Origin of the sequence: Pseudomonas migulae, from assembly GCF_024169315.1 — a bacterium.
Classification (GTDB): Bacteria; Pseudomonadota; Gammaproteobacteria; order Pseudomonadales; family Pseudomonadaceae; genus Aquipseudomonas; species Aquipseudomonas migulae_B.
On sequence record NZ_JALJWR010000001.1, the window covers coordinates 369,561 to 395,072 of the forward strand.

General features: G+C 57.4%; 22 protein-coding genes. 13 read left to right on the forward strand and 9 right to left on the reverse strand.

Annotation, left to right across the window (positions count from 1 at the left end; genetic code table 11):
• The first annotated feature begins 66 nt into the window (after positions 1-66).
• The 7 genes from J2Y86_RS01750 to J2Y86_RS01780 all read left to right on the forward strand — a co-directional run bounded on the left by J2Y86_RS01750 (position 67) and on the right by J2Y86_RS01780 (position 8,578).
• The gene (locus J2Y86_RS01750; RefSeq protein ID WP_253427655.1) at positions 67-1,350 is read left to right on the forward strand and encodes a Zn-dependent hydrolase; all 1,284 of its coding nucleotides are present in this window, start codon (positions 67-69) and stop codon (positions 1,348-1,350) included.
• A gap of 205 nt (positions 1,351-1,555) precedes the next feature.
• Complete coding sequence (locus J2Y86_RS01755; RefSeq protein ID WP_253427656.1) at positions 1,556-3,043, forward strand: helix-turn-helix transcriptional regulator; 1,488 nt, start codon at positions 1,556-1,558, stop codon at positions 3,041-3,043.
• 185 nt (positions 3,044-3,228) lie between these two features.
• The gene (locus tag J2Y86_RS01760; protein ID WP_253427658.1) at positions 3,229-3,477 is read left to right on the forward strand and encodes a DUF1652 domain-containing protein; all 249 of its coding nucleotides are present in this window, start codon (positions 3,229-3,231) and stop codon (positions 3,475-3,477) included.
• A gap of 495 nt (positions 3,478-3,972) precedes the next feature.
• Positions 3,973-4,983 (forward strand): hypothetical protein, encoded by a 1,011-nt coding sequence (locus J2Y86_RS01765; protein ID WP_253427660.1) that lies wholly within the window; start codon positions 3,973-3,975, stop codon positions 4,981-4,983.
• 277 nt (positions 4,984-5,260) lie between these two features.
• The gene (locus J2Y86_RS01770; protein ID WP_253427661.1) at positions 5,261-6,607 is read left to right on the forward strand and encodes a hypothetical protein; all 1,347 of its coding nucleotides are present in this window, start codon (positions 5,261-5,263) and stop codon (positions 6,605-6,607) included.
• Between the two features lie 12 nt (positions 6,608-6,619).
• Positions 6,620-6,811 (forward strand): hypothetical protein, encoded by a 192-nt coding sequence (locus J2Y86_RS01775; RefSeq protein WP_253427662.1) that lies wholly within the window; start codon positions 6,620-6,622, stop codon positions 6,809-6,811.
• A gap of 129 nt (positions 6,812-6,940) precedes the next feature.
• Positions 6,941-8,578: a hypothetical protein gene (locus J2Y86_RS01780; protein WP_253427664.1), complete on the forward strand. Its 1,638-nt coding sequence runs from the start codon at positions 6,941-6,943 to the stop codon at positions 8,576-8,578.
• A gap of 152 nt (positions 8,579-8,730) precedes the next feature.
• Here J2Y86_RS01780 and J2Y86_RS01785 read toward each other — a convergent pair whose 3' ends face one another.
• From J2Y86_RS01785 to J2Y86_RS01815, 7 genes are all read right to left on the reverse strand, one after another.
• A complete protein-coding gene (locus tag J2Y86_RS01785; protein WP_253427666.1) occupies positions 8,731-9,498 on the reverse strand; it encodes an SDR family oxidoreductase in 768 nt (255 codons plus the stop codon).
• A gap of 132 nt (positions 9,499-9,630) precedes the next feature.
• The gene (locus J2Y86_RS01790; RefSeq protein ID WP_253427668.1) at positions 9,631-10,698 is read right to left on the reverse strand and encodes a phosphotransferase family protein; all 1,068 of its coding nucleotides are present in this window, start codon (positions 10,696-10,698) and stop codon (positions 9,631-9,633) included.
• Between the two features lie 143 nt (positions 10,699-10,841).
• Positions 10,842-11,825: a 2-hydroxyacid dehydrogenase gene (locus tag J2Y86_RS01795; RefSeq protein ID WP_253427670.1), complete on the reverse strand. Its 984-nt coding sequence runs from the start codon at positions 11,823-11,825 to the stop codon at positions 10,842-10,844.
• A gap of 113 nt (positions 11,826-11,938) precedes the next feature.
• Positions 11,939-12,523, reverse strand: coding sequence for a TetR/AcrR family transcriptional regulator (locus J2Y86_RS01800; RefSeq protein ID WP_253427672.1), 585 nt, complete (start codon positions 12,521-12,523; stop codon positions 11,939-11,941).
• Positions 12,524-12,586: 63 nt separating this feature from the next.
• Positions 12,587-13,507 carry a DMT family transporter gene (locus J2Y86_RS01805; protein WP_253427673.1) on the reverse strand — a complete coding sequence of 307 codons (921 nt, stop codon included), beginning with the start codon at positions 13,505-13,507 and terminating at the stop codon, positions 12,587-12,589.
• Between the two features lie 26 nt (positions 13,508-13,533).
• Positions 13,534-13,917: a tautomerase family protein gene (locus J2Y86_RS01810; protein WP_253427674.1), complete on the reverse strand. Its 384-nt coding sequence runs from the start codon at positions 13,915-13,917 to the stop codon at positions 13,534-13,536.
• 153 nt (positions 13,918-14,070) lie between these two features.
• Positions 14,071-14,454: a tautomerase family protein gene (locus J2Y86_RS01815; RefSeq protein WP_253427675.1), complete on the reverse strand. Its 384-nt coding sequence runs from the start codon at positions 14,452-14,454 to the stop codon at positions 14,071-14,073.
• A 268-nt stretch (positions 14,455-14,722) separates the two neighbouring features.
• Between J2Y86_RS01815 and J2Y86_RS01820 the strand changes: the two genes are divergently transcribed.
• Entirely contained in the window at positions 14,723-16,003 is a 1,281-nt protein-coding gene (locus J2Y86_RS01820; RefSeq protein WP_253427676.1) for an HAAAP family serine/threonine permease, read from the forward strand.
• Between the two features lie 805 nt (positions 16,004-16,808).
• Positions 16,809-17,771 carry an IS110 family transposase gene (locus tag J2Y86_RS01825; protein ID WP_253427677.1) on the forward strand — a complete coding sequence of 321 codons (963 nt, stop codon included), beginning with the start codon at positions 16,809-16,811 and terminating at the stop codon, positions 17,769-17,771.
• 118 nt (positions 17,772-17,889) lie between these two features.
• Here J2Y86_RS01825 and acnB read toward each other — a convergent pair whose 3' ends face one another.
• Positions 17,890-20,499, reverse strand: a complete 2,610-nt coding sequence (gene acnB, locus J2Y86_RS01830; RefSeq protein WP_253440071.1) for a bifunctional aconitate hydratase 2/2-methylisocitrate dehydratase — start codon at positions 20,497-20,499, stop codon at positions 17,890-17,892.
• A gap of 407 nt (positions 20,500-20,906) precedes the next feature.
• Between acnB and J2Y86_RS01835 the strand changes: the two genes are divergently transcribed.
• On the forward strand, positions 20,907-21,377 hold the full coding sequence (locus J2Y86_RS01835) for a DUF1289 domain-containing protein (protein WP_253427678.1): 471 nt from the start codon (positions 20,907-20,909) through the stop codon (positions 21,375-21,377).
• Between the two features lie 158 nt (positions 21,378-21,535).
• Here J2Y86_RS01835 and J2Y86_RS01840 read toward each other — a convergent pair whose 3' ends face one another.
• Complete coding sequence (locus J2Y86_RS01840; protein WP_253427680.1) at positions 21,536-22,399, reverse strand: universal stress protein; 864 nt, start codon at positions 22,397-22,399, stop codon at positions 21,536-21,538.
• Positions 22,400-22,559: 160 nt separating this feature from the next.
• On the opposite strand from J2Y86_RS01840, the gene J2Y86_RS01845 reads away from it, so the two are divergent.
• From J2Y86_RS01845 to J2Y86_RS01855, 3 genes are all read left to right on the forward strand, one after another.
• Positions 22,560-23,168, forward strand: coding sequence for a tRNA-(ms[2]io[6]A)-hydroxylase (locus J2Y86_RS01845; protein ID WP_253427682.1), 609 nt, complete (start codon positions 22,560-22,562; stop codon positions 23,166-23,168).
• Between the two features lie 247 nt (positions 23,169-23,415).
• On the forward strand, positions 23,416-24,123 hold the full coding sequence (locus tag J2Y86_RS01850; RefSeq protein ID WP_253440074.1) for a winged helix-turn-helix domain-containing protein: 708 nt from the start codon (positions 23,416-23,418) through the stop codon (positions 24,121-24,123).
• Positions 24,124-25,410, forward strand: coding sequence for an ATP-binding protein (locus J2Y86_RS01855; protein WP_253427684.1), 1,287 nt, complete (start codon positions 24,124-24,126; stop codon positions 25,408-25,410). It begins immediately after the preceding gene.
• Positions 25,411-25,512 lie beyond the last annotated feature (102 nt).

The following is a 25,512-nucleotide window of genomic DNA, read 5'->3' on the forward strand; positions in this document are numbered from 1 at the left end:
ATGACGGCCTCGAACACACCCGAGAATTGCCTGAAAAACCTATAACGACTGCCTGAGGAGATCACCATGAACGCTGCCGTAGACGTTCTGCAATCCACCCATCAGCACATCAACCGTGACCGCCTGTGGCAGTCGCTCATGGAACTGGCCAAGCTCGGCGCCACGGTCAAGGGCGGCGTCTGTCGCCTGGCCCTGACCGACCTCGATCGCCAGGCCCGGGACATTTTCGTCCGGTGGTGCGAGGAAGCCGGCTGCACCGTCAGCATCGACGCCGTCGGCAACATCTTCGCCCGTCGCCCCGGCCGCAACCCGAACCTGCCACCGGTGATGACCGGCAGCCACATCGACACCCAACCCACCGGTGGCAAGTTCGACGGCTGCTTCGGCGTGCTCGCCGGCGTCGAAGTCCTGCGCACCCTCAACGACCTTGGCGTGGAAACCGAAGCACCGCTGGAAGTGGTGGTCTGGACCAACGAAGAAGGCTCGCGCTTCGCCCCCTGCATGATGGGCTCCGGCGTATTCGCGGAAAAATTCACCCTCGAAGAAACCCTGGCCAAGGTCGACGCCGAAGGCATCACCGTCGGCGAAGCGCTGAACGCCATCGGCTATGCGGGGCCGCGCAAAGTCAGCGGTCACGCCGTCGGTGCCTATTTCGAGGCCCACATCGAGCAAGGCCCGATCCTCGAAGACGAACACAAAACCATCGGTGTAGTGATGGGCGCCCTCGGGCAAAAATGGTTCGACCTGAAGTTGCGCGGTGTCGAAGCCCACGCCGGCCCGACCCCGATGCACCTGCGCAAAGACGCACTGGTCGGTGCCTCCGTCATCGTCGGTGCCGTCAACCGCGCCGCCCTCGGCCATCAACCCCATGCCTGCGGCACGGTCGGTTGTCTGCAAGCCTATCCCGGCTCGCGCAACGTCATCCCCGGCGAAGTGCGCATGACCCTCGACTTCCGGCATCTGGAACCGGCACGCCTGGATTCAATGATTGCCGAAGTCCGCGAAGTCATCGAAACCACCTGCAAGGAACACGGCCTGACGTTCGAACTGACACCGACCGCCGATTTCCCGCCGCTGTACTTCGACAAGGGCTGCGTCGAAGCCGTGCGCGGTGCCGCCCAAGGGTTGGGCCTGTCGCACATGGACATCGTCAGCGGGGCAGGGCACGACGCCATCTTCCTCGCCGAACTCGGCCCGGCCGGGATGATCTTCGTACCGTGCGAAGGCGGCATCAGCCACAACGAAATCGAAAACGCCGCACCGGATGACCTGGCGGCGGGGTGTGCGGTGTTGTTGCGGGCGATGCTGGCGGCGTCGGCGGCGATTGCCAGTGGGCAGCTCGCGGCATGAAGATCCGGCCGGTGGCTGCGTAACCCTGTAGGAGCGAAGCTTGCTCGCGAAGGAGTGTCAGTCTACGCAGCGGTGTCTGACACTCCTTCGCGAGCAAGCTTCGCTCCTGCAGGGGGAGCAACGCACGCCGCACGATCCCGACGCCTCGCGGTCGTAATCTTCACAGGCCGGCGCATGAATGCGCCGGCGCACGCGTGGAGATCAAATGAGCCAGGACGTCCTGACCACCGAAACCAATCGCCGTCAGTTGCAGCAGATCATCGCCGGTTTGTCCGACGGGGTGATTCTGCTGGAGCTCGACCAGACCATACTCTGGGCCAATGACGCCGCGCTGGCCATGCACGGGGTGAATCAGATCGGTGATCTGGGCGCGAATGCCGAGGCGTATGCCGAGCGCTTTGCCTTGCGCTATCGCAACAATCACCCGGTGCCGGCCGAGAATTATCCGATCCGGCGCGTGGCTCGCGGCGAGACGTTCGGCGATGTGCTGGTGGAGGTGACGCCGGCAGGCGACGAAGAGCGCACCTGGGTCCACAACGTTCGCAGCATGGTGTTGGCCGACAGCGAGGGTGACCCTGAGTCGCTGGTGCTGATCATGGACGACGTCACCGAATGGGCCAGCGCCGAGCAGCGTTTCGAAAAGACCTTCAACGCCAACCCGGCCCCGGCGGTGATCTGCCGCCTCAGCGATTTGCGCTACATCAAGGTCAATTCGGGCTTTCTCGAAATGACCGGTTACGCACGGGATCAGGTCATCGGCAGTTCGACCTATGAAGTGGACGTGCTGCAGGGCGCCGAAAATATACAACTGGCCAAGCAGCGTTTGCGCGAAGGAACGACCATTCCACAAATGCAGGCCGAACTGCAATTGCCCGAAGGCGGCAGCAAACAGGTGATCGTCGCCGGCCAACCCCTCGAATTCAACGAAGAAGCCTGCATGCTATTTTCCTTCGTGGACATGGAGCCTCGGCACAAGGCCGAAGTCGCCCTGCGCCAGAGTGAGGAGCGTTTCGCCAAGGCTTTTCGCCTTACCCCGGTGCCCATCCTGGTGTGCAGCGCCAGTGATCAGGTGGTCCTGGACGTCAATGAGGCATTTCTCTGCACCTTCGCGTATCCCAGCGAAGAAGTGCTCGGCAAGACCATCGCCGAGATTGATTTCATCCACGACAGAGCTGCACGTACACAGCTGTTCTCGGCGCTCGAGAAAGCCGGAAGCCTGGATCGCATCGATGTTCGAGTGCGTAGAAAAGACACCGAACTGATCGAATGCGCCGTGTCGGCGGACACCGTGAACATTCAGGACGAACCCTGCTATCTCATCGTGTTGATGGACATCACCGAGCGCAAACGCACCGAGCTGGAACTGGTGGCGGCAATCGAAGAGGTGATGAAAGATGCCTCGTGGTTCAGTCGCACGCTGATCGAAAAACTCGCCAACGTGAAGAGCGTCAACTCGCCGAAATTGCCCGGCGTTTCCTTCACCGACCTCACTGCCCGTGAGCGCGATGTGCTGGGCCTGATCTGTGAAGGCCTGGCCGACAAGGAAATCGCCGCGCGACTGAAACTGGCGCCCAACACGGTGCGCAACCATGTGTCGACGGTGTATTCCAAACTCGATGTGCACAGCCGCAGCGAGGCGATCGTCTGGGCGCGTGAGCGGGGGTTGTTCTCCAGTGAACGCCGATCGAAATGAGTGCGTTAAGGTGCAAATGCACTAGTTTAGCCGGTGCAAATGAAGGTTCTGGTCAGGCTCGGCGGTTCTTAGGCTGGAAGGGTGCGATACAAGTCTTCGTGCTCCCCTCGGTACATGAAAAGGAACCGTCACATGCTCACGTTCAAAGCGCACGGTTGTATGCGCCGCCGCCAAGGTGAATTGCAATGATTTCCCTGGCGCAATTACGCCTGCAACTGGAGCGCAGTTTTTCGCCGCTGGCCTGCGAGTGCACGCTGACGGGGGATCATTCGTTGACGGTGAAGCTTTATCACCCGGTGTCGGGGCAGGTGGATCTAGTGGTCAGCGGATTGAAAGTGTCCTCCCTCGGGACGCCAGAAGCCGTGGACGGATTGATCGAAGAACTGCGCTACGAACTTGAGAGCAATACCCTGCGGCGTCCCCAGACGACGTAACCAAAGCAAAGATCGCAGATGCGCCAGCTCTTGTTCAGCAAGACTCATTAGCCGTGAATATTTTTCTGCGACCACCCGTGGACTTTCCAGCATTGTTTTGTTGTCACAAATAAGTGTCGATCACTTATCGCGGGTCAACCTATGAAAAGTCTTGAGAAACGCATTTCTACCCCCCTGTCGCTGGCATTCTGCGTGGCAATGCTCGCGGGTTGCGCCAGTCCGCCACCGCCACCACCCGCCGCGCCGCCACCAATTCCCCAACGCACTTGTGAAACGTCTGAAAAAACTGACGTGCTGGGTGATGTGCGGGCGGAAGAGGGGCAGGTGACGCGGGACACTACCTTGACGCGTTGTGTTACTCAGTAGTTAACGGTAGTTGGTGGCAGGATCGGTTTTTATTGCGATTCGGTCTATGTGAGCTGTCATTTATGACAGTTACTTGTTCGTTGGTTTTTCTTGATAGTCAGAGCCATAACAGATTATCGAGATCACGCTATGACCATTCAACTAAACGCCGGAACAGTCGCTGCAAATCCTTGGGAAAAAGCCAGGTTATTCGTTAACAATAAACTGGTGCCACGGCAGGAGCTTGTCGTGTTTCGCCGCGGGCAGGAGAACGACGTCAGGGTGGAAGCGCCACCCGAGCTTGCAAGACAGCTCAACCTTGAGCTGGTCGAGAGCGCAGGCCTAGAGTTCCAAGCGTCCCCGAAACTCGGCATCTGGGTAGATCGGGACAATGGCAGTTTCAATTGGAAGTTCACACCGGTAAAAGAGCTGAGTGGCAAAATCGTCTTGTTTTTTTTGAGCAGGGAAGAAGTGATGCCTTGGCTGCTAGAGAGCCGGGTAGTGTCAACCGATCTCAATCAGGAAAAGCCTACGGTCAAGGTGAATGATGTCGATTATCCGCCGGGCGGTATCCTGTTGTTCGGAGACGAGTCGGTGACTGTCAGTGCGACCTTTCCTCCAGAGAGCTCATTGCAAGACCATCCGCTGACGCTGACGATCGGAGGGTTGCAACCCGGCGATTTGGAAGTGGTGGAGTCCGGACTTCATAAGTGGATTGTTAGTATCAAGGACGGCGTGTCCGGAGGGATCTATCCGTTGCTGACAGGGCTGGGGATGACGATCGGCGTTAAGCTGCCAAAAAGCAGAGTGCTATTGCGCGACTTGAACCGGGAGGCGGTTTTGACACAGGACGGCTTGTATATTCATAACGGGGGAATTTTCGTTGGCGCGCGCGAGTACGAAATTACATTAACCTACTCGGGTTCAAGGCCGTTGATTGGCGTTCCGTTGGCGATTGATCTGATTCCTGATGGCGAAATTACGAAAGCCGACTTTTCTAGCTACCCGAATCCCGGGGAATTTACGCCGAACCATATCTGGAAGGTCAAACTCAATTCTGCTAAGACGGGAAAGTTTGGACTGAAAATCTATACTGAGGGAGAGGAGGCGGTGGGGGTCACGGCGAATCATCGGCTGAGGAAACCAGGCTCCCTGGCGTAACATTAAAGAATCGCGGTGATTCTGGGTGCCGACAGCCTGTTCCGCTTGAAGTGGGTACGGTCAGCGTAATAAACACCTGTGAAGATAGTTGCTCTCCACATTCAGCGAAACTTAAGCCGTATCGTAAGAAGCATCACTCACCAGATACATTGCTCAGCTTTTATATTACAAATTGTTCTATTTGATCTGTCAATTATGACAGTTACGCAGCGTTCGTTTTTCTTCGATAGTTGAGGTTGTCAGCTTTTTCGTGCCGCCGATTATCGAGAACTTCACTATGAACCTCAAACTTCAAAAAAAACGCTCAGTCAAGAATGACTTCTGGAAAGATACAAAACTGTTCGTAAATGGTAAGGAGGTGCCTTGGGGGGAGCAGGCCACTGTATTCCGTGAGCAGTCCAACACTGTGAGTATCAAAAAAACGGGCGCCAAAGAGTTGATGGCAATTCATCTTAGTAACGAGAATGACCTCGACTTGGTTTTAAACCCACTGTCTGGTGATTGGGTGTCACCCGTCGAGGGTGTGTACAACTGGGAGGTCAATGCTTCAAGGGCAAAAAGTGGCTGGGACTCGTTAATATTTGTGATTCGGGAAGATGCAAAGCCTAGAGTGCACGATATCCGGGTGATTTCACCACGCTTCGTAGATGAGGTGAAAGAAATCCAAGTGGATGGTAAGCCTTATCCGGCAAAAGGCATTGTGTTTCTTCGGGGCGTACAGCGAACCTTGTCGGTTATTTACAACGAAGACAGTCCGATGCGAGGTTACCCGACAACACTAACGACGACAGTGTTCCCCCCTTTAAAGCCAGGTGACATGCAAGTCTCCGGATGGGGGCTTGACCGGTGGAACGTCACGGGTAAAAACAACAGTGGTCCTGTCAATCTGGATCTGGCAGCGGAACAGATGGTAGGCATGACGCTGGAGGGCAGCAGGGTGCTGTCGCCTAACATGAACGGGGAAGTGGACTTGTTGGTGAACGGCACTCCGATACCACCCGACGGCGCAACGATGAATGCAGGACAATTCTATGAAGTAAGTGCTGTTCACAAAAATGGCAATGCAATGGAGGGTATTCCTTTAAGCCTGGAAGTTGTTACGGACACCGGTAATAAACCAGAGGATTTTCGCAGCGAGCCGACGCTGGGCGCACCTACCGTGGATCATTTGTGGAACCTCAAGGTCGCAAATTCGACGGCGGGGATCTATAAACTGAAGTTGGCCAACGATGTCGGCATGACGGACCTGGTTTCGCCGTCGATCATATTGTTGCCAGCCCCTCTCAAACCGATGTTCATGGCACTTATTGGTGGGCAATATCAAGAATTGCCTCAATGGCCGATATGGGTCAAAGTCCCGGCGGGGTTTTATCTCTTTACTATTGAGGCTCGCTACCCGGACCGCTCGCCTGTGGTGGGAGCGTTCGTGAAGATGGATAACCCGGCCGACCCTGAAAAACCACTCACGGGGACTACAGGCACTAACGGGAGGAAGATTTTTCCAGTGTCATTGCTGCCGGGGGTGTATGACATTACTGCAGTAGCGACAGCACAGACACCAGGGAGGGAGGAATATCCGGTAAGACTTCGTTTGGAGGCTGGGGGAGCCGAATCGGAAGGTTAAAGCCCAAAGTCAGTGGACAAAAAATCTGACACCCTCAATCCGGCACGCACCCGGCAAAAAAACGGCAGCCCTGAAGCTGCCGTTCGTTTATCGGGCGAAAGTGATCAGGGCATCTGCGCCACCACTATCTTCAAATCGCACAATTTTTCATCCGGGCCGACGCAAACCTGGTCGATCGGCCCCGGAAAAAACACGTTTCAATGAATCCAGACTGTCGGATTTATTGCGAATTGTTCTATTCGAACTGTCAATTATGACAGTTACAAAAAGACATGTTTTTTCCGATAGTTGAGTAGTCAGCTTTCCTTGGTATTTATTGTCGGGGCCATCAATATGAATTCAAAATTTGAAAGCACTGCAGTCGAATCTGGCACGCTTAGTGGCTGGGATGGAATGAAAGTATTGGTGGACGGGAAACCTCTGGCGAAGGGTGATCCCCTTATTTTGTTTCGCGGGCGGAGCACTGGGTTGGAGGTGGAAGTTTCGCCTGCGACGGCCAGTCAGTTGATGTTGGTTTGGGTTCATGATGGTGATACTGATTTGGAGGTCAGGGCAGAACCAGAGTTTAACAGTTGGATGTCGCGAGACGGTGAAAGGTTTAAATGTAAATGCACTCCAGGGCCGGACAAGAGTGGTTACGGTAAACTGCTTTTTGTGAGCAGAGAAGTAGATGCGGTCTTTGAGCTAGTAACCATGAGTTTGTCATACAATATTAAAGATGAAGTGAAGGAAGTATTGGTCGACGATAACCCTGCTTCCGCAATTAACCGGTTCTGGAGGAATGAGCCGCGAATCATCCGCGTGGAGTTCAATGAAGACAGCCCCGAGAAAGATCTTCAGCATGACCTAATAGCCACGCCGATTAATGGTGTGCAACCTGGCAATCTTGACGTGACTCGCATTGGACCGAATGAATGCACGGTCAACGCCCATACCCGAAGCGGCTCGTTCAAAGTCGACATTAGTCGTGAGGGCGATAGTACTACTGGCATTCCGTTAATCTGCAGCGTGATGTCGCGCGCTATGGGGGATGAAGTGGAAAGGATCGAGCAAAATGGCCGCCCTTACCCGAACCCGACAACTAGAATACATCACAGAGGACAGACTGAGACCCTCAAAGTTATCTACAAGGAGCATAGCCCCGCGAAAGACCTTGAATCGGCGCTGAACGTTGTGCTGCTGACCGGGTTGAAGGACGGCGATGTGGTGGCGACCTTGACTGAACCTCATACATATCACGTCAAGGCTTCCAACAACAATAGCGGTAAGTACAGGCTGTACTTAACGGCAAATGGTATTATCTGGGTCTTTGAACTGCCTGCTCGCACGGTGCTATCGACCAAACTGGAGGATGAGTTGAAGGCGTTGGTGGACGACGTCGAGCTGCCACCCGAGGGAAGGACTTTCTATATCGGTGAATCGTACGAAATCTCCGTACTCTGGAATGACCCAACGCTTGCGGTTCCGCTGAAGCTTAACGCTTATGGTTCGGGATTTACTCCACTCGATTTTGAATGCAATCCACCCTTAAATCTTCCAACGTTACGTGATTGGGATTTTACCCCTGCTACCAAAATAGAGGGTGATATCAATATAAGATTGAGCATTGACACAGACACTGCAATACTAACAACTCCGAAGATCCAGCTAAAGTTTGAATCTCCAGCTTTTTGGTTCATGGAAGTAGAACGGATTCCCGGTCGAATTCTAGATTGCCCTCTGGGTAGATGGCTGAATCTAGAGTTTCGCCGGCGGACTGGTTCGCCGGTTACGAAACATTCGCTGAGTGTCTCAAGTAATGCCCCTGGCGGTATGCAATTAAAACCCGCAGGCACTCAGGATTTAGATACGGTCTGGCAAATATTTGTCAATGATAATATTGCAAATAGTAGTGGTTCTTTTGTGTTGGTGGCAAGTTTTGACGCATATCCCGGCGTTGCCCTGAACTTTAGTCTGGATCCGTTGGCGTGAAAACAGTTAGTTGTTTAATAATACAAGTCTGTAGATTTGGTTGAACTGCCTGTGAGGTTATGCGTAAGTGTTACGCGTCTTTTAACCGAAGTGTTGTCAGATTGCCCGTGGTGAAACTACCACGGGCAATACTTACGGTTTCCGTAGTTGAATCAGGACAAAAACCCGCCATCCACATTCAACGAAACCCCAGTGGTATAGCTGGAAGCATCACTCGCCAAATACAACACCGCCCCCGCCATCTCACTCGGATCCGCCACACGCTTGAGCGGAATCTGCGCCAGCGCAGTATTCAAAATCGCCTCATTCTTCACCAGCGCCGAAGCAAACTTGGTGTCCGTCAACCCAGGCAACAACGCATTGCAACGAATCCCGAACTGCGCACATTCCTTGGCAAACACCTTGGTCATGTTGATCACCGCAGCCTTGGTCACCGAGTAGATGCCTTGGAAAATCCCCGGCGAGATGCCGTTGATCGACGCGACGTTGATGATGCTGCCGCCGCCGTTGTCGCGCATCAGCTTGCCGGCTTCGACCGACATGAAGAAGTAGCCGCGGATGTTGACGTCGACGGTTTTCTGGAAGGCGCTGAGGTCGGTGTCGAGCACGTTGCAGAACTGCGGGTTGGTCGCGGCGTTGTTGACCAGGATGTCCAGGCGGCCGAACTGTTCGCGGATGCCGGCGAAGACCTGGCTGATCTGTTCCATTTCACCGATGTGGCAGGCGACGGCGGTGGCTTTGCCGCCAGCGGCGATGATCGCGTCGGCGACGTGCTGGCAGCCCTCGAGTTTGCGGCTCGAGACGATCACATGGGCGCCTTGCTGGGCCAGGAGTTTGGCGATGGCTTCACCGATGCCGCGGCTGGCGCCGGAGACGAAAGCGATCTTGCCGTCGAGGTCGAACAACTGAGTCTTGGACATGGGATTCCCTTGTTATTGGTCTGATGTTTGTAGGAGCGAGGCTTGCCCTCGAAGAACGATGACGCGGTGCTACAGATACACCGCAGTGCCTGATTCGCCAGCAAGCTTGGCTCCTACGGGTGCCGTTTTTTATCAGAGGCTGGATTTCTGGATGACCTGCAAGCTCATCTGCTCCAGCAGTTTGTTCATGTGAATGAACTGCGCGAAGCGTTTGTCCTGGGTCTGGCCATGGAAGAAACGGTAGTAGATCTGCTGCACGATGCCGGCGAGGCGGAACAGGCCGTAGGTGTAGTAGAAGTCGAAGTTGTCGATCTGGATGCCGGAACGCTGGGCGTAGTAATCGACGAACTCGCGGCGGGTCAGCATGCCCGGGGCGTGACTCGGCTGGCGGCGCATCAATTGCACCGGTGCCGGGTCGTCGGCTTCGATCCAGTAGGCGAGGGTGTTGCCCAGGTCCATCAGCGGGTCGCCGAGGGTGGTGAGTTCCCAGTCGAGCACGCCGATGATCTGCATCGGGTTGTTCGGGTCGAGGATCACGTTGTCGAAGCGGTAATCGTTATGGACGATGCTCGACGTCGGGTGATCGGCGGGCATCTTGTCGTTGAGCCAGGCCTTGACCGCTTCCCACTGCGGCGCGTCCGGGGTCAGGGCTTTCTCGTAGCGGTCGCTCCAGCCTTTGATCTGCCGCGCCACATAACCTTCGGGCTTGCCGAGGTCGCCCAGGCCATAGGCCTTGTAGTCGACCTGGTGCAGCTCGACGAACTTGTCGATGAAGCTTTTGCACAGGGCTTCGGTCTTCGCCGAATCCAGGCCCAGTTCCGGTGGCAGTTCGGCGCGCAGGATGATGCCCTTGACCCGTTCCATCACATAGAACTCGGCGCCGATCACCGATTCGTCGGTGCAGTGCACGTAGGCTTTCGGGCAGTACGGAAAGCCGTCGCGCAGTTGATTGAGAATGCGAAACTCGCGGCCCATGTCATGGGCGGACTTGGCCTTGTGGCCAAACGGCGGTCGACGCAGGACGAATTCCTGTTCGGGGTATTCCAGCAAATAGGTGAGGTTCGACGCACCGCCGGGGAACTGGCTGATCTGCGGCAAACCGCTGAGGCCCGGAATGTGGGCCTTGAGGTAAGGATCGATCAGGCTGGCATCGAGTTCTTCGCCGGTGCGGATACGGGTGGACTGGTCAGTAAGCGCCATGCTTATCCCTTCTGCTTATTCTGGAGGCCTGAGACTATTGGCTAATCTAATGCGCACACCCGGCCCCCACAACCACGATCGGCCCTTATAGGTGAGGGTGTTGCCGGGCAATCATTGCTTTTGATACACCTGTTTGAATTGTCCTACAGAACGGCGTTGTTTTCGGGCGGCGTCACCGATGCCGACACTGGCAGCTCGATCGGAGTGAGCACCGGTTGGCCGGTAAAGAACGCCGTCAGGTTACGCCCGACCAGCTCGACGGTGCCCTGGGTCGCTTCGGGCGACAGCCCCGCAACGTGTGGCGTGAGAATCACGTTGCTCAGCGACTTCAGCGCATCCGGCACCTGAGGTTCATGATCGAAGACATCCAGCGCCGCGCCGGCAATTCGCCGTTGCTCCAGCGCGTTGATCAGATCGGCGGTCACCACCACGCTGGCGCGAGCGATATTGACGAGGAATCCGTTGGGACCCAAGGCATCCAGCACCGATCGGTTGATCAGGCTGCGGGTGCCGAGCCCGCCGGGCGTGGCCACCACCAGGAAATCCGAGGCGCGAGCCAGTTCGGTCGGCGTCGAGCAGAAGCTGTACGGCACGTCGCTGCGGTGCTGGCGGTTGTGGTAGCTGACGCTCATGTCAAAACCGTTGGCCGCGCGTTTGGCGATCGCCATGCCGACAGCGCCGAGGCCGAGGATGCCCAGGCGTTTGGCGGACAGGGAAGGGCGCATGATTTTCGGCCACTCGCCCCGGCGCACGGCAGCGTCGCAGCGCGGGATGTCACGCACCATCGACAGCAGCATCGCCATCGCGTGGTCAGCGACCGAAGAGGCGTTGACCCCCGCGCCGTTGGTGACCGTAAGGCCCCGGTCGGCAGCGGCCTGCAGGTCGACCTGTTCGTAACCGGCACCGATCACGCAAATGATCTTCAGCGCGGGCAGTGCAGCGATTTCATCGGCGTAGAGGCCCAACGGACCGCGGGTCAGCACGGCATCGATACGCGCGCCGTGGGTCGAAATGGCTTCGGCCCGCTCGGCGGGGGTTGGCGCCAGAATCAGGTGAAAGCCCTGATGTTCGAGAATCGGCAGGTAATCATTGATTGTTTCAACCAGTACCAGAACAGTGGCGGGCATGCTGGGCTCCTGTGACTTGAATATCCCTAGAGATAGCTGGCTTTAAAAACGCATTGGCAGCGACCAAAGATCGCACCACTGCCAGATGATCATAGCGGAACAGGAGAGACAGGTTATGACGCCGTCAGAAAGCTTCGCGCGGCCTCGAGGATTTCATCGGACAAAGCGTCGCCACGGGTGGCGCGGGCCAGTGTCAATGCGCCGACCATCAACGAATAATCGACCAGCGCTTTCTGCCGATTGATCTCGGGCTGATCCGCGCCCATCAGCGGCGCCAGTGTCTGTAACAGGGCTTCCAGGCCTTGGGTGTAGGTTTGGTGCAAACCGCTTTCAGCTGTTTCATGGCACATGTCACCGGCAAATGCGGTCACCGGGCAACTCTCGCCGGGATTGTCACGGTTGGCCGCCGACAGGTACGGCGCGATGATGCTTTCACGGGCAGAGCGCTCGTCGTCGTGGTCTTCGATTTTCAGCTTCCAGCGTTCCAGCGATTGCGTGAACGCCCGGGAGCAGGCTTCCTGGGCGAGCGCCTCCTTGGACTCGAAGTGACCGTAGAAACCGCCATGGGTCAGACCGGCCGCGCCCATCACGTCGACAACGCTGATGCCGTGCAGGCCGCGCTCGCGAAACAGGCGCGTGGCGGCCTCGACGATGATCTCGCGGTTCAGTTCAGCTTGTTTGCGGGAGACTCGAGGCATGGCGGCTCACAGATAAAGTGGGTGAATAGATGACCAGCATCATAGGCAAGTGTTGGCAGCGTGTCAGGTGCTGGCTTTGATGACAGCGGTAGGGCCGACCGTGGGATTTTTCTTTCCGGACTGCAGGACGTAGACCCCACCCAGAATCAGCAGCATCGCCAGCAAGTCCAGGGTCTTGATCGGTTCGCCCACCAGCAGCGTGCCGATCAACAGCGCAATCACCGGTGGAATGTACGTGACACCCGAAGCGGCGAGGGCGCCCAGGCGTTGCACGATGAAGTAATAAAGGATGTACGCAATGCCGGTCCCGGCCAGGCCCAACCCGAGAATGACGCCCACCAGCGCGACCGGATCGGCGCTGATTCGCGGCATTCCGTGCATGTCGGTGATCAACGTGATCAGCACCAGGGCAAAACCGATCTGATAAGTCGACAGCGCCAGTGGCGACAAACCCAGCGGCGTAATGAAGCGCCGCGCGTAGACGAACGAGCAGCCGACGCTCAGCGAACCGGCGATCATGTACAGCACGCCGCTGACATCGACACCGGCTGCCAGGCTGTTCCAGGGTCGGGCAATCAGAATCACCCCGAGAAACCCCAGGAAAATGCCGAACGCCGTGCGGGCGTTCAGCGGTTCGGCACGCAGGAACAACCACGCGGTCACGAAGGAAAACAACGGAATTGCGCCACTGAGCATTCCGGCGACGCTGGACAGCAACAGCGAAGTGCCTTTGGCGAAGGCGTAGTAGTAAATCACCGTCGCCAGCAGCGCCATGACCAGAAAGTGATGGCTGTGCCGCAGGTGCGCCCAACTCAGGCTGCGCCGCCATAACGCAAACGCCAGAATCGGCAGGAACCCGAACAACACCCTGAGAAACACGATCTGCGTGGGTGTGATCCAGGCGGCCGCCCACTTCATGAAAATGAAGTTGGTGCCCCAGATCAAACCAAGCAGGGCGAATGCAATGTACGCAGCGTGTTTCATGGGATGCCCCCTGGGCGGTGCAACGATTAGCCAGCGAATTGCCCGATGCCGTTGCCAAACGACCAGTTCTCGCGCTTGACCTCCACCAGATTGATAAAGACGTCCTCCAGGCGAACGGCCAGTTCGGCGTTCAGGCTGTCGGCGATGGTTTTGTAGAGCAGTTTCTTCTGCTCGGTGGTGCGGCCTTCCATCAAGGTGATCTGGATGATCACCAGGTTGTCGGTGCGCTCGATGCCCATGAACGTCGGGTCATAGATGAAGTGATTGGCATCATGTTCGGCGAGGATCTGGAAATTGTCGTTCTCGGGGACACCGATGGTGGTGTGCATGGCCGTGTAGATCAGTTTACCGACACGCTTGGCAAAGGTCGGATCCGGATTGTTTTTGATATCGACGCGAACGAGGGGCATGAAAGGCTCCGCAGAATGGACTGCCGGTCAGCAGGTCCATCGAAAATACATGACGCTGATCCTTTATTAAATAGATTTGTTTAAACATCTATTTAATAAAGGATGCGCGGGCCTCAGTGTCCGGGGCGGCAGCCTGATTGTGATCGCGGTGGATCAGAGCGCGTACTGGGCGACACCATGGCCAAACGACCAGTTCTCTTTTTTCACCTCCACCAGATTGATGAACACATCCTCCAGCCGCACCGCCAGCTCGGTGTTCAGCCGCTCAGCGATGGTTTTGTAGAGCAGCTTCTTCTGCTCGACGGTGCGGCCTTCACTCAGGGTGATTTGAATGAATACGAGACTATCCGTGCGGCTGATGCCCAGGTATTGGGGGTCATAGATGAAGTGATGCTCATCGTGCTCCGCGAGAATCTGGAAGTTATCGTGCTCCGGCACGCCGATGGTGCTGTGCATGGCGGCGTAGATCTGTTGGCCGACGCGTTTGGCGAAGGCGGGGTCCTGATGTTTTTTGATGTCGACGCGAACCAGTGGCATGGCATGACTCCGATGGGAAGGAAGCGGTCAATTGAAGATAGATGATGGGAGACGTTGGCCAATGCAGGCCGCTGTTTGGTGCCTCAGGCTGGTGCGCCAAATACTGTTCGATCCGTTGATCCGTACAACCATTCCTCACCTAAGTCTTTGCTTCTGCTCATTAATCCCGGACAATCGCGCCCCTGTTTCGGCCAGGGCGCTGCCTGTCGGATTTTTCTGACTCGTCCTGACCGGGTAGCAACTGACCGGAATGCGGAGATCCCACCGGATGAATGATCAGGCCAATAGCGTCAACGAACGCTATGTAGCGGCGAAACCTGTCAGCCTTGAGGGCTGGAATCGCCATGACACCACCTGGATGCTGGGCCTGTTTGGCACGGCCATCGGGGCCGGTACCCTGTTTTTGCCGATCAACGCGGGTCTGGGCGGCTTCTGGCCGTTGCTGATCCTGGCGCTGCTGGCGTTCCCCATGACTTTTTACGCACACCGCGGCCTGACCCGGTTCGTATTGTCCGGACGTGAAGGCGCAGACATCACCGAAGTGGTGGAAGAACACTTCGGCATCAAGGCCGGTGCGCTGATCACCTTGCTGTACTTCTTCGCGATCTTTCCGATCCTGCTGATCTACAGCGTGGCGCTGACCAACACCGTGGGCAGTTTCCTCGAGCACCAGCTGCACATCATGCCGCCACCGCGCGCGGTGCTGTCGTTCGTGCTGATCCTCGGCCTGCTGGCGGTGGTGCGTTGCGGTGAGCAGGTGATCGTCAAGGCCATGAGCCTGATGGTGTATCCGTTTATCGTGGCATTGCTGTTCCTCGCGGTGTTCCTGGTTCCGCACTGGAATGGCGGCATCCTGACCACCGCCTCGACGCTGCCTGAGCCGTCGGCGCTGCTGCATACCTTGTGGCTGGCGATTCCGGTGATGGTGTTCTCGTTCAACCACTCACCGATCATCTCGGCGTTCGCGGTGGACCAGAAGCGTCGCTACGGTGACCACGCCGAAGAGCGCAGCTCGCAGATCCTGTCCCGCGCACATGTATTGATGGTGGTGATGGTGCTGTTCTTCGTGTTCAGCTGCGTACTGACCCTGTCGCCGGCGCAACTGGCGGAAGCGAAGGCGCAGAACCTGTCGATCCTGTCGTACCTGGCCAACCACTTCAGCAATCCGACCATCGCGTTTGCGGCGCCGTTGATTGCGTTTGTGGCGATTTCCAAGTCGTTCCTGGGGCATTACATCGGTGCCAGCGAGGGTCTTAAAGGTCTGATCGTCAAGAGTGGCAAGCGCCCGGCGGCGAAGACGCTGGATCGTATGACGGCGGCGTTCATGCTGGTGGTGTGCTGGATCGTGGCGACGCTGAACCCGAGCATTCTGGGGATGATTGAAACCCTGGGTGGGCCGATCATCGCGGCAATTCTGTTCCTGATGCCGATGTATGCGATTCGCAAGGTGCCGGCGATGGCGCGCTTTCGTGGCCAGGCGTCGAATGTGTTTGTGACGGCTGTGGGTTTGGTGGCTATTTCGGCGTTGATTTATTCGTTGAGTGCCTGATTGCTGCGGGCGTCTTTGATTTGATGAGTTGAGTTACGGCCGATCCGCTTTGTGGGTTGGCCGTTTTTTTTTGCGTGAGTGTTGCGGTTGTACTCCGGACCTGTGGGAGCTGGCTTGCCAGCGATGGCGGTGTGTCAGGTGACATGGGTTTTGAGGGTGTACATATCCATTCTTGCGGTAACGGCGGCTAATGGTTTCGCCCTTACGGCGAGTCCCTTTTCCAAACGCCGAAAAGGAACCAAAAGGCTTGGCCCCTGACGTACGGCCCTTCGCCTGGGCTCAGGGTTCCCTCGCTCCGGTCCTGCTCCGTAGGCCCGCCGCCATCGGCCATCCATGGCCGGGGGCGGCTAACCCGGCATCCATGCCGGGTTGCCCACTACGCAGAACCTGCGCTCGGCCTTCCGATGGGGCAGATCAAGATCAAAAGCCAGAGCGAGGCGGCCTGATAGCCGACCTGAAGTCCGCCAGGATCATCGGCGGTGAACACCTATGTCATGCCCGCCAAACATCCCTGTGGGAGCTGGCTTGCCAGCGATGGACGCCCAGACACCGCATGCATTCAGACAGCACGCGTCATCGTTAACGACCATCGCTGGCAAGCCAGCTTGTATGTTTAGACTTGAAGGGGTGGGCGGGACTAAAGCCTAGCTTCTGACTCTGACCAGTACAGACCGTGGGAGACTTCGTCCCGCCCCTTCACCTAATGCGCCGATAAGGAATGCATCGGCCTAGACCGACGATAGAAACAAGCCAGCGCAACGGTGAACCCCGACAAGTCTTTAAACCCTAGCTCGGAGGGCGTGCCATGACAATTCATGTTTCGCAGGTGGTCGTTGGTGTGGATGTCGCGAAGGACGAGATCGCTGTTTATCGATCCGATCTGGAGCAGGTCTTGATTGTTTCGAACGAGCGATCGGCCCTTAAGGTGTGGCTTAAGGCGCTGCCCGCAAACAGCGCCATTGCCCTCGAAGCCACCAACATCTATCACCTCGATACGACGGAGATGGCCCATGAAATGGGTCATGACGTTTACGTCATCGATGGCAGCCGTCTTAATCGATACCGCGAAGGGATCGGTATTCGGGCTAAAACAGATGCCCTGGATGCAGCGTTGCTGGCTCGTTACTTGAGTAAAGAGTCCGACAAGTTGAGGATTTGGAGTCCGCCTCCAAAGGCCTACACACAACTCAAAAGCTTGCTGCGTCGTCGGGCCGAGCTTGTTCGGCATCGTGTGGCCATCAAACAAAGCTGGAAGGACGAACCGTTGCTCGAAGAGGCATTGGCCGACTATCTGGCATGCCTTGAGCAGATTGAAAAAAGCATACAGAAAGTGCTGAAGAGCATTGTCAGCGAAGCTGACATGGACGCGCAGGTAAAACGCTGCCAAGCGGTTGAGGGTGTAGGAGTCCTGACGGCCATAGCTGCAGTCACCGCCTTTATGCGTGGAGATTTTTCCGACAGCGATGGCTACATCGCCTTTCTAGGAATGGATCCGCGAGTCAGACAATCGGGAAAGAAGGATCAGAGACGTTACTTATCCAAACGAGGCGATTCGGAGTTCCGGCGCTTATTTCATAACAGCGCCATGGCCGCGAGTCGCTCTCCAGCCTGGAAACCTTACTATCAAAGCTATCTGGCAAGAGGCCTGAAGGGCACTCAAGCCTTGGTAATACTTGCTCGTAAGCTGGCCAGAGTGCTGTTTGCCTTGATGAAAAATCAAAGCGAGTACAAGCCAAGTTCTATGCTTGGGGGTTGCCCCCAAACATAGAATCTCCCACAGGGAACGCGTACGCTTCAAATGACAGGCCGGCCGGTAGGCCAAAACTCAGGCATAAAAAAACGCCGCGCATCTCACGACACGCGGCGTCTTCTACAACGAGAAAGCCTTAGGCTTGAACAACCGGAATATTGGCGTTCGCTGCAGCCTCACGGAACTCGGCGATCTGGTCGAAGGACAGGTAGCGGTAAACATCAGCCGCCATGCTGTCGATCTTGCCAGCGTATTCCATGTACTCCTCGACGGTCGGCAGGCGACCCAGGATGGAAGCAACAGACGCCAACTCAGCCGAAGCCAGGTAAACGTTCGCGCCGTCACCCAGACGGTTCGGGAAGTTACGGGTCGACGTCGACACCACAGTCGAGTTCGGCTCTACACGTGCCTGGTTACCCATGCACAGCGAGCAGCCCGGCATTTCCATGCGTGCGCCAGCCTTGCCGTAGATGCCGTAGTAGCCTTCTTCGGTCAGTTGGTGAGCGTCCATTTTGGTCGGCGGCGACAGCCACAGACGGGTTGGAAGCTGACCCTTGACCTGATCCAGCAGTTTACCGGCAGCGCGGAAGTGACCGATGTTGGTCATGCACGAACCGATGAACACTTCGTCGATCTTCTCGCCAGCAACGCTGGACAGCAGACGGGCGTCGTCCGGATCGTTCGGCGCGCAGAGCACAGGCTCCTTGATGTCGGCCAGGTCGATTTCGATGACTTCAGCGTATTCGGCGTCAGCATCGGCAACCATCAGCTCAGGGTTGGCAACCCAGGCTTCCATCGCTTGAGCACGACGTTCCAGAGTACGTGCATCGCCGTAGCCTTCGCCGATCATCCAGCGCAGCAGAGTGATGTTGGAGTTCAGGTACTCGGTGATCGACTCTTTCGACAGCTTGATGGTGCAACCGGCAGCCGAACGTTCGGCCGAGGCGTCGGACAGCTCGAAAGCCTGCTCGATGCTCAGGTTGTCCAGGCCTTCGATTTCCAGGATGCGGCCGGAGAAAGCGTTCTTCTTGCCTTTCTTCTCGACGGTCAGCAGGCCAGCCTGAATCGCGAAGTAAGGAATGGCGTGAACCAGGTCGCGCAGGGTGACGCCCGGTTGCATCTTGCCTTTGAAGCGCACCAGGATCGATTCCGGCATGTCCAGCGGCATGACGCCGGTGGCAGCGGCAAACGCAACCAGACCGGAACCGGCCGGGAACGAAATGCCCATCGGGAAACGGGTGTGCGAGTCACCACCGGTACCGACGGTGTCCGGCAGCAGCATGCGGTTCAGCCAGCTGTGGATGATGCCGTCGCCCGGACGCAGGGAAACGCCGCCGCGGGTCATGATGAAGTCTGGCAGGGTGTGGTGGGTGGTCACGTCGATCGGCTTGGGATAAGCCGCGGTGTGGCAGAAGGACTGCATCACCAGATCGGTCGAGAAGCCCAGGCACGCCAGGTCTTTCAGTTCGTCACGGGTCATAGGACCGGTGGTGTCCTGAGAGCCGACGGTGGTCATTTTCGGTTCGCAGTAGGTGCCAGGACGAACGCCTTTGCCTTCTGGCAGACCGCACGCCTTGCCGACCATTTTCTGTGCCAGGGTGTAGCCCTTGCCGGTGTCGACAGGTGCTTCAGGCAGTTTGAACAGATCGGTAGGGCCCAGGCCCAGTTCGGCACGCGCCTTGTCGGTCAGACCGCGACCGATGATCAGCGGGATACGACCGCCGGCACGAACTTCGTCCAATAGAACCGGGGTCTTCATTTCGAAGGTGGTCAGGACTTCGTCAGTGCCGTGTTTGCAGACTTTGCCAGCATGCGGGTACAGGTCGATCACGTCGCCCATGTTCATGTTGGTAACGTCGAATTCGATCGGCAGTGCGCCGGCATCTTCCATGGTGTTGTAGAAGATCGGAGCGATCTTGCTGCCGAAGCAGAAACCGCCAGCACGCTTGTTCGGCACGTAAGGAACGTCGTCGCCGAAGAACCACAGCACCGAGTTGGTGGCGGATTTACGCGAAGAACCGGTACCGACCACGTCACCGACGTAGGCAATCGGGAAGCCGGCGTTGCGCATTTCTTCGATCTGTTTCATCGGGCCGGTAACGCCCTGGACGTCCGGAACGATGCCGTCACGGGCCATTTTCAGCATGGCGAGGGCGTGCAGCGGGATGTCCGGGCGGGACCAGGCATCCGGAGCAGGGGACAGGTCGTCGGTGTTGGTTTCGCCGGTGACCTTGAATACGCGCAGGCTGATCTTGTCGGCCAGGACCGGGCGGTTTTTGAACCACTCGCCGTCAGCCCAGGATTGCAGCACGCCTTTAGCGTGAACGTTGCCGTTCTTGGCTTTTTCAGCGACGTCGTGGAAAGCGTCGAACATCAGCAGCGTGTGCTTGAGTTCTTTGGCAGCGACTGGCGCCAGTTCGGCGTCGTCCAGCAGATTGACCAAAGTCACGATGTTGTAGCCGCCTTGCATGGTGCCGAGCAGTTCAACAGCGCGTTTCTTGTCGATCAGAGGGGATTTTGCTTCGCCTTTGGCGAGTGCAGACAGGAAGCCGGCCTTTACATAGGCTGCTTCGTCCACGCCTGGCGGAATGCGGTTGGTGATCAGGTCAACGAGGAAAGCTTCTTCGCCAGCCGGGGGATTCTTCAGCAGCTCGACCAGGCCTGCAGTTTGTTCGGCGTTAAGCGGCTGGGGAACGATACCCAGTGCTGCACGCTCTTCGATATGTTTGCGGTAGGCTTCAAGCACAGTTATTACCCTCATCAGTGGTCCCAAATGGGTGTCCGGGACGCTCATCCCGAAATTGCCGTACTCATGCGCTGCGTGGCGTTGTGGGCCACTTAGCCAGAATTACCGACAATTCCTTACAGAAGCTGCTTTCAAAGTTTTACGCCTGCAGAACGGGAGCTGATGAGGGTTGGCGCAAGGCTTTTCCCCGCTGGAAAAACCCTTCGCCAACACCGCTCTGAAGGAACGACTGTGCTCGTGACGCTTTGAAAACAGCTTCTAACGGACATTGGCGCCTTAAAAGGCTGGCTGATTCTACGGCAAAAAAAATATAAACGTAAGTTAGCCCCTCAAGATTGAGGGGTGATGAATGTTAGACAAAGGGCTAACATGCCGACCTGTTCTGCTTTCCCGTGTTCTTTCGACCTATGCCCAATCAGACCATCAAGACCCCCTGCGTCGGCCTTTGCTCCACTGTTTACGGTGATCTGGTCTGCCGTGGCTGCAAGCGTTTCCACCATGAAGTGATCCACTGGAACGGTTACAACGAGGAAGAAAAACGCGCGGTATGGCTGCGTCTCGAGCAGCTGTTGTCCCAGGTGATGGCCGGCAAGGTGGAAATTTTTGATCCATCGCTGCTGAGAATGCAGCTGGAACAGCGCAAGATCCGCTTCGTGCCGCATCAGTCGGAATATTGCTGGGCCTATCAGCTGATCGCTCGCGGCGCGCGGGTGATCAACAATCTGGACGCCTACGGGATGGTCCTGCTGCCGGAGTTTCGCGACTGGAACCTGCCGGAGCTGCGGGATGCGATTGATCGGGAGTTCTTTTTGCTCTCGGAGGCGCATTACCAGCGCTACATTGCGCCGGGTTTCCTCAAGGACGCCTTCGGCGGCTGAACACATAACCTGTGGCGAGGGGATGTATCCCCATTGGGTTGCGAAGCGACCCCAAAATCAGCCGACCCTGATGAATCAGACATACCGCGTGCGCCGGTTTTGCGACGACTGCGTCGCCGAACGGGGATGAATCCCGTCGCCACAGAGGGCCACACATCTCAATGATGGGAAACGATCTCCTCCAGATGATCCTCGATCTCCTGCGGCTTCAGCACCAGCACATCACTCTCCACCGCATCCAGCACCACCTCCGCCGTATTGCCGATCAATGCCCCTGACAACCCGGACCGCGCCACCGTGCCAATCACCGTTACCGCGGCCTGCAGCTTGTGGACCATGAACGGAATCAACACATCCGCCGGGCCTTCCTCGATATGCAGGTGCTCGTCATCGATGTCGAACTCGGCCTGAAACGCTCTGCACTGCTCACGATAGCGCGCCTCGATGGTTTCGCTGAGCTGCAACGTAGGATCCGCCGCCGAAAGCATCGGTGACGGATGGGCGCTGACCACATGCAGATGCGCCTTGGCCAGACTGGCGATGTCATAACCGTAATCGATGATGGTGTTGTGCAGGTGGCGGTGTTCGTTATCGGTATTGCCGACGTCGATCGCCGCCAGAATCACGCCGCCCGTCCAGGGCTTCGAGGTTTTGACCAGTAGCACCGGTGTCGGGCAAGAACGCAGCAGTTTCCAGTCCGCCGGGGTCAGCAGGGCTTTTTTCAACGAGCTGTCGGGGTAATGCTGCTTGACTACCAGCCCGCAACCTTCCGCCTGCTGCACATCGACGATGGTTTCGTGCAGGCTTTCGTTCCACGCCTGCTCGGTCGTGACGCTGTAGCCGTCCTCGAGCAGCGCCGCCTTGAGCACACCAAGCATGCCGCTGTGGTCATGCTTGCGGTCACAGACCAGCAGATGCAGATGCGCCTGGGTCACGCCGGCAATCAATTTAGCCCGTTTGAGCGCCAGGCTTTCCGAGTGTTCGGGTTCGATGACCACCAGAATGCTGCGAATGGCTTGCATGATCGGGATCTCCAAAGGGTAAAAAAGCGTGGCGTTGCACAACTATAGTTGCTGCTCGGCAACCGGGGAGTTGATGCATATCAACGGTCGTGACTGGTGGTCTGGCGGCGGGCCGGTATAATCGGCGCCCTTCGTTTTGAACCCTTTATCCGTGAGCCCCATGATCCTTCCCGAAATTCACGAGTTCCTTGGCTGCCGCACCCCCGACGGCTGGGTCCGGGCCGCGCTGGCCGATCAGGAAACCCTGCTGATCGACCACAAGAACTGCGAATTCAAGGCCGCCAGCACGGCGTTGAGCCTGATCGCCAAGTACCACTCCCACGTCGACCTGATCAACCTGATGTCGCGTCTGGCCCGGGAAGAGTTGGTGCACCACGAACAGGTCATGCGCCTGATGAGAAAGCGCAAGATCGAGTTGCGTCAGCTGTCCGCCGGGCGTTATGCCTCGGGCCTGCGTAAAGTAGTGCGTAGCCACGAACCGGTCAAACTGGTGGATACGCTGGTAGTCGGCGCATTCATCGAAGCCCGCAGCTGCGAGCGCTTCGAGGCACTGGTGCCGCACCTGGACGAAGAACTGGGCAAGTTCTACTTCGGCCTGCTGAAAAGCGAGGCCCGGCATTTTCAGGGTTATCTGAAACTGGCTTATCAATACGGTGACGCCAAGGACATCGCCCAGGTGATCGACCGGGTTCGTGCGGCCGAACAGGAGCTGATCGAGTCGCCGGACGTGGAATTCCGCTTCCACAGCGGTGTGCCAGCTGCCGCATAACCTTGTAGGAGCGAGGCTTGCCCGCGAAGGTGACCTCAAGGACGCCTTCGCCGGCAAGCCGTGCGCCTACAAATGCCACCCGCACGTCGCGATCTTTTGCGTCTGAATTGTTAAAAACTCTTAAGAGTATGAAAGATCACTGAAAACCGGCCCAAGAGGCCGGTTTTTGCTGCCTGGCGTCACCGTCCCGCCACCGATTGACGCCATAATGCCGCCCACTTCAATCAAGGGTTGGCAAGCGTTCGTTATGGATAACCTGGGTTTTGGCAAAGTATTGCTGGTGGAAGACGACGAAAAGCTCTCCGGGCTGATCGCGCATTTCCTGTCCCAACATGGCTTTGAGGTTTTGCAGGTGTACCGCGGCGACCTCGCGTTGGCGGCTTTCCTCGACTTCAAACCGAAAATCGTAGTACTCGACCTGATGCTGCCGGGCCAGAGCGGCCTGCACGTGTGCCGCGAGATCCGCAGTGTGTCCGACACACCAATCGTCATCCTCACCGCCAAGGAAGATGACCTCGATCACATCCTCGGCCTGGAGTCCGGCGCCGACGACTACGTGATCAAGCCGATCAAGCCACCGGTGTTGCTGGCCCGCCTTCGCGCATTGCAACGCCGGCAAACGCCGGACAGCAGTGTGTGCACCGCCCTGGAGTTCGGCCACCTGAGCATCGACCGCAGTTGTCGCGAAGTGCGACTGGCGGGTGAGGGCATCGAGCTGACCACCATGGAGTTCGAACTGCTGTGGTTGCTGGCCAGCGCCGCCGGCAAGATTCTGTCCCGCGATGACATTCTCAACCGCATGCGCGGTATCGCTTTCGATGGGCTCAACCGCAGCGTCGATGTCTACATCAGCAAGTTGCGCGGCAAGCTCAAGGACAACCCGCGTGAACCGGTATGCATCAAGACCATCTGGGGCAAGGGTTACCTGTTCAATCCGTTTGCGTGGGAGCTGTAAATGCTGCGGCTATTTCTCGGGCTGTTTCTGGTAATGACGGTTGGTCTGGTCCTGGGGCTGCAAACCGTCGAGCGCACGTTCGATGCGCTTCTCGACGGTCAGATGCAGAGCTACAACCGCGAGGCGGTACGTGGTCAGGCCTGGTCGCTGGTGGAGCAATTGCGCGGCCTCGACAGTGCGGCCCGGGAACGCCAACTGGACGCCGTGCGCCCTCACTATGGCTTGGGCCTGAGCCTGGTCGAGACCGATCAACTGGCCCTGACCGATCAGGAGAAAGCCGAGTTGGCCCAAGGTCAGCTGGTGCTTCGTGACAAGTACACGCAGTTCATCTCGCGCATTGACGACGGTTCGCAGTTGCTCAGTATCAAGCTGCCGGCCGAGCCGAGTCTGATGCCGTTCTACATCGCTACGGCCTATTTTATGATTGCTGTGATGATCGGTCTGGTGTTGATTTTCTGGGTGCGTCCACATTGGCGCGATCTGGAAAAACTGCGCCTGGCCGCCGAGCGCTTCGGCGATAACGATTTGTCGTCGCGTATCCAGTTGTCGAAACGCTCGAACATCCGCGACCTGTCTGAACACTTCAACCTGATGGCCGCGCGTATCGAGGGCCTGATCGCCAATCAGCGCGAGCTGACCAATGCGGTGTCCCATGAATTGCGCACGCCGATTGCGCGGCTTTCGTTCGAGCTTGACCAACTCAAGCAACAACCCGACCCGTCTCGGAACCGCGAGCTGATTGCTGACATGTACGCTGACCTCGGTGAGCTGGAGGGAATGGTGTCGGAACTGCTGACCTACGCCAGCCTCGAGCGCGGCGCCACGGTGATCACGCGGGAGAATATTCAGGCCAGCAGCTGGCTCGACAGCGTGGTCGGCAGTGTCGCGCTGGAGGCCGAGGCGGCCGGAGTGCAGTTGTTGATTGCCGAGTGTCGGGTCGATGAGGTGCGCATTGAACCGCGCTTCATGGCGCGGGCGGTGATCAACCTGCTGCGCAATGCCATTCGTTATGCCGAAGAGCGGGTGGAAGTGTCGTTGGTGCGCACCGGCGATCACTACGAAGTGCAGGTCAACGACGATGGGCCGGGCGTGCCGATGGCCGGGCGGGAGAAAATTTTCGAGCCGTTTTCGCGTCTGGACGCCAGCCGTGATCGGCGCACGGGTGGGTTTGGTCTGGGGCTGGCGCTGGTCAGGCGGGTGTCGCAGTCCCATGGCGGGCAAGTGGAAGTGGCGGATTCGCCGTGGGGTGGGGCGTCGTTTCGTATGACGTGGGCGCATCAGGATTAGCTTTGTTGTTCTCGCGGGCGCCTTCGCGGGCAAGCCTCGCTCCTACAGGTTATCGGTGTTTTTATGATCGACGCACAACCTGTAGGAGCGAGGCTTGCCCGC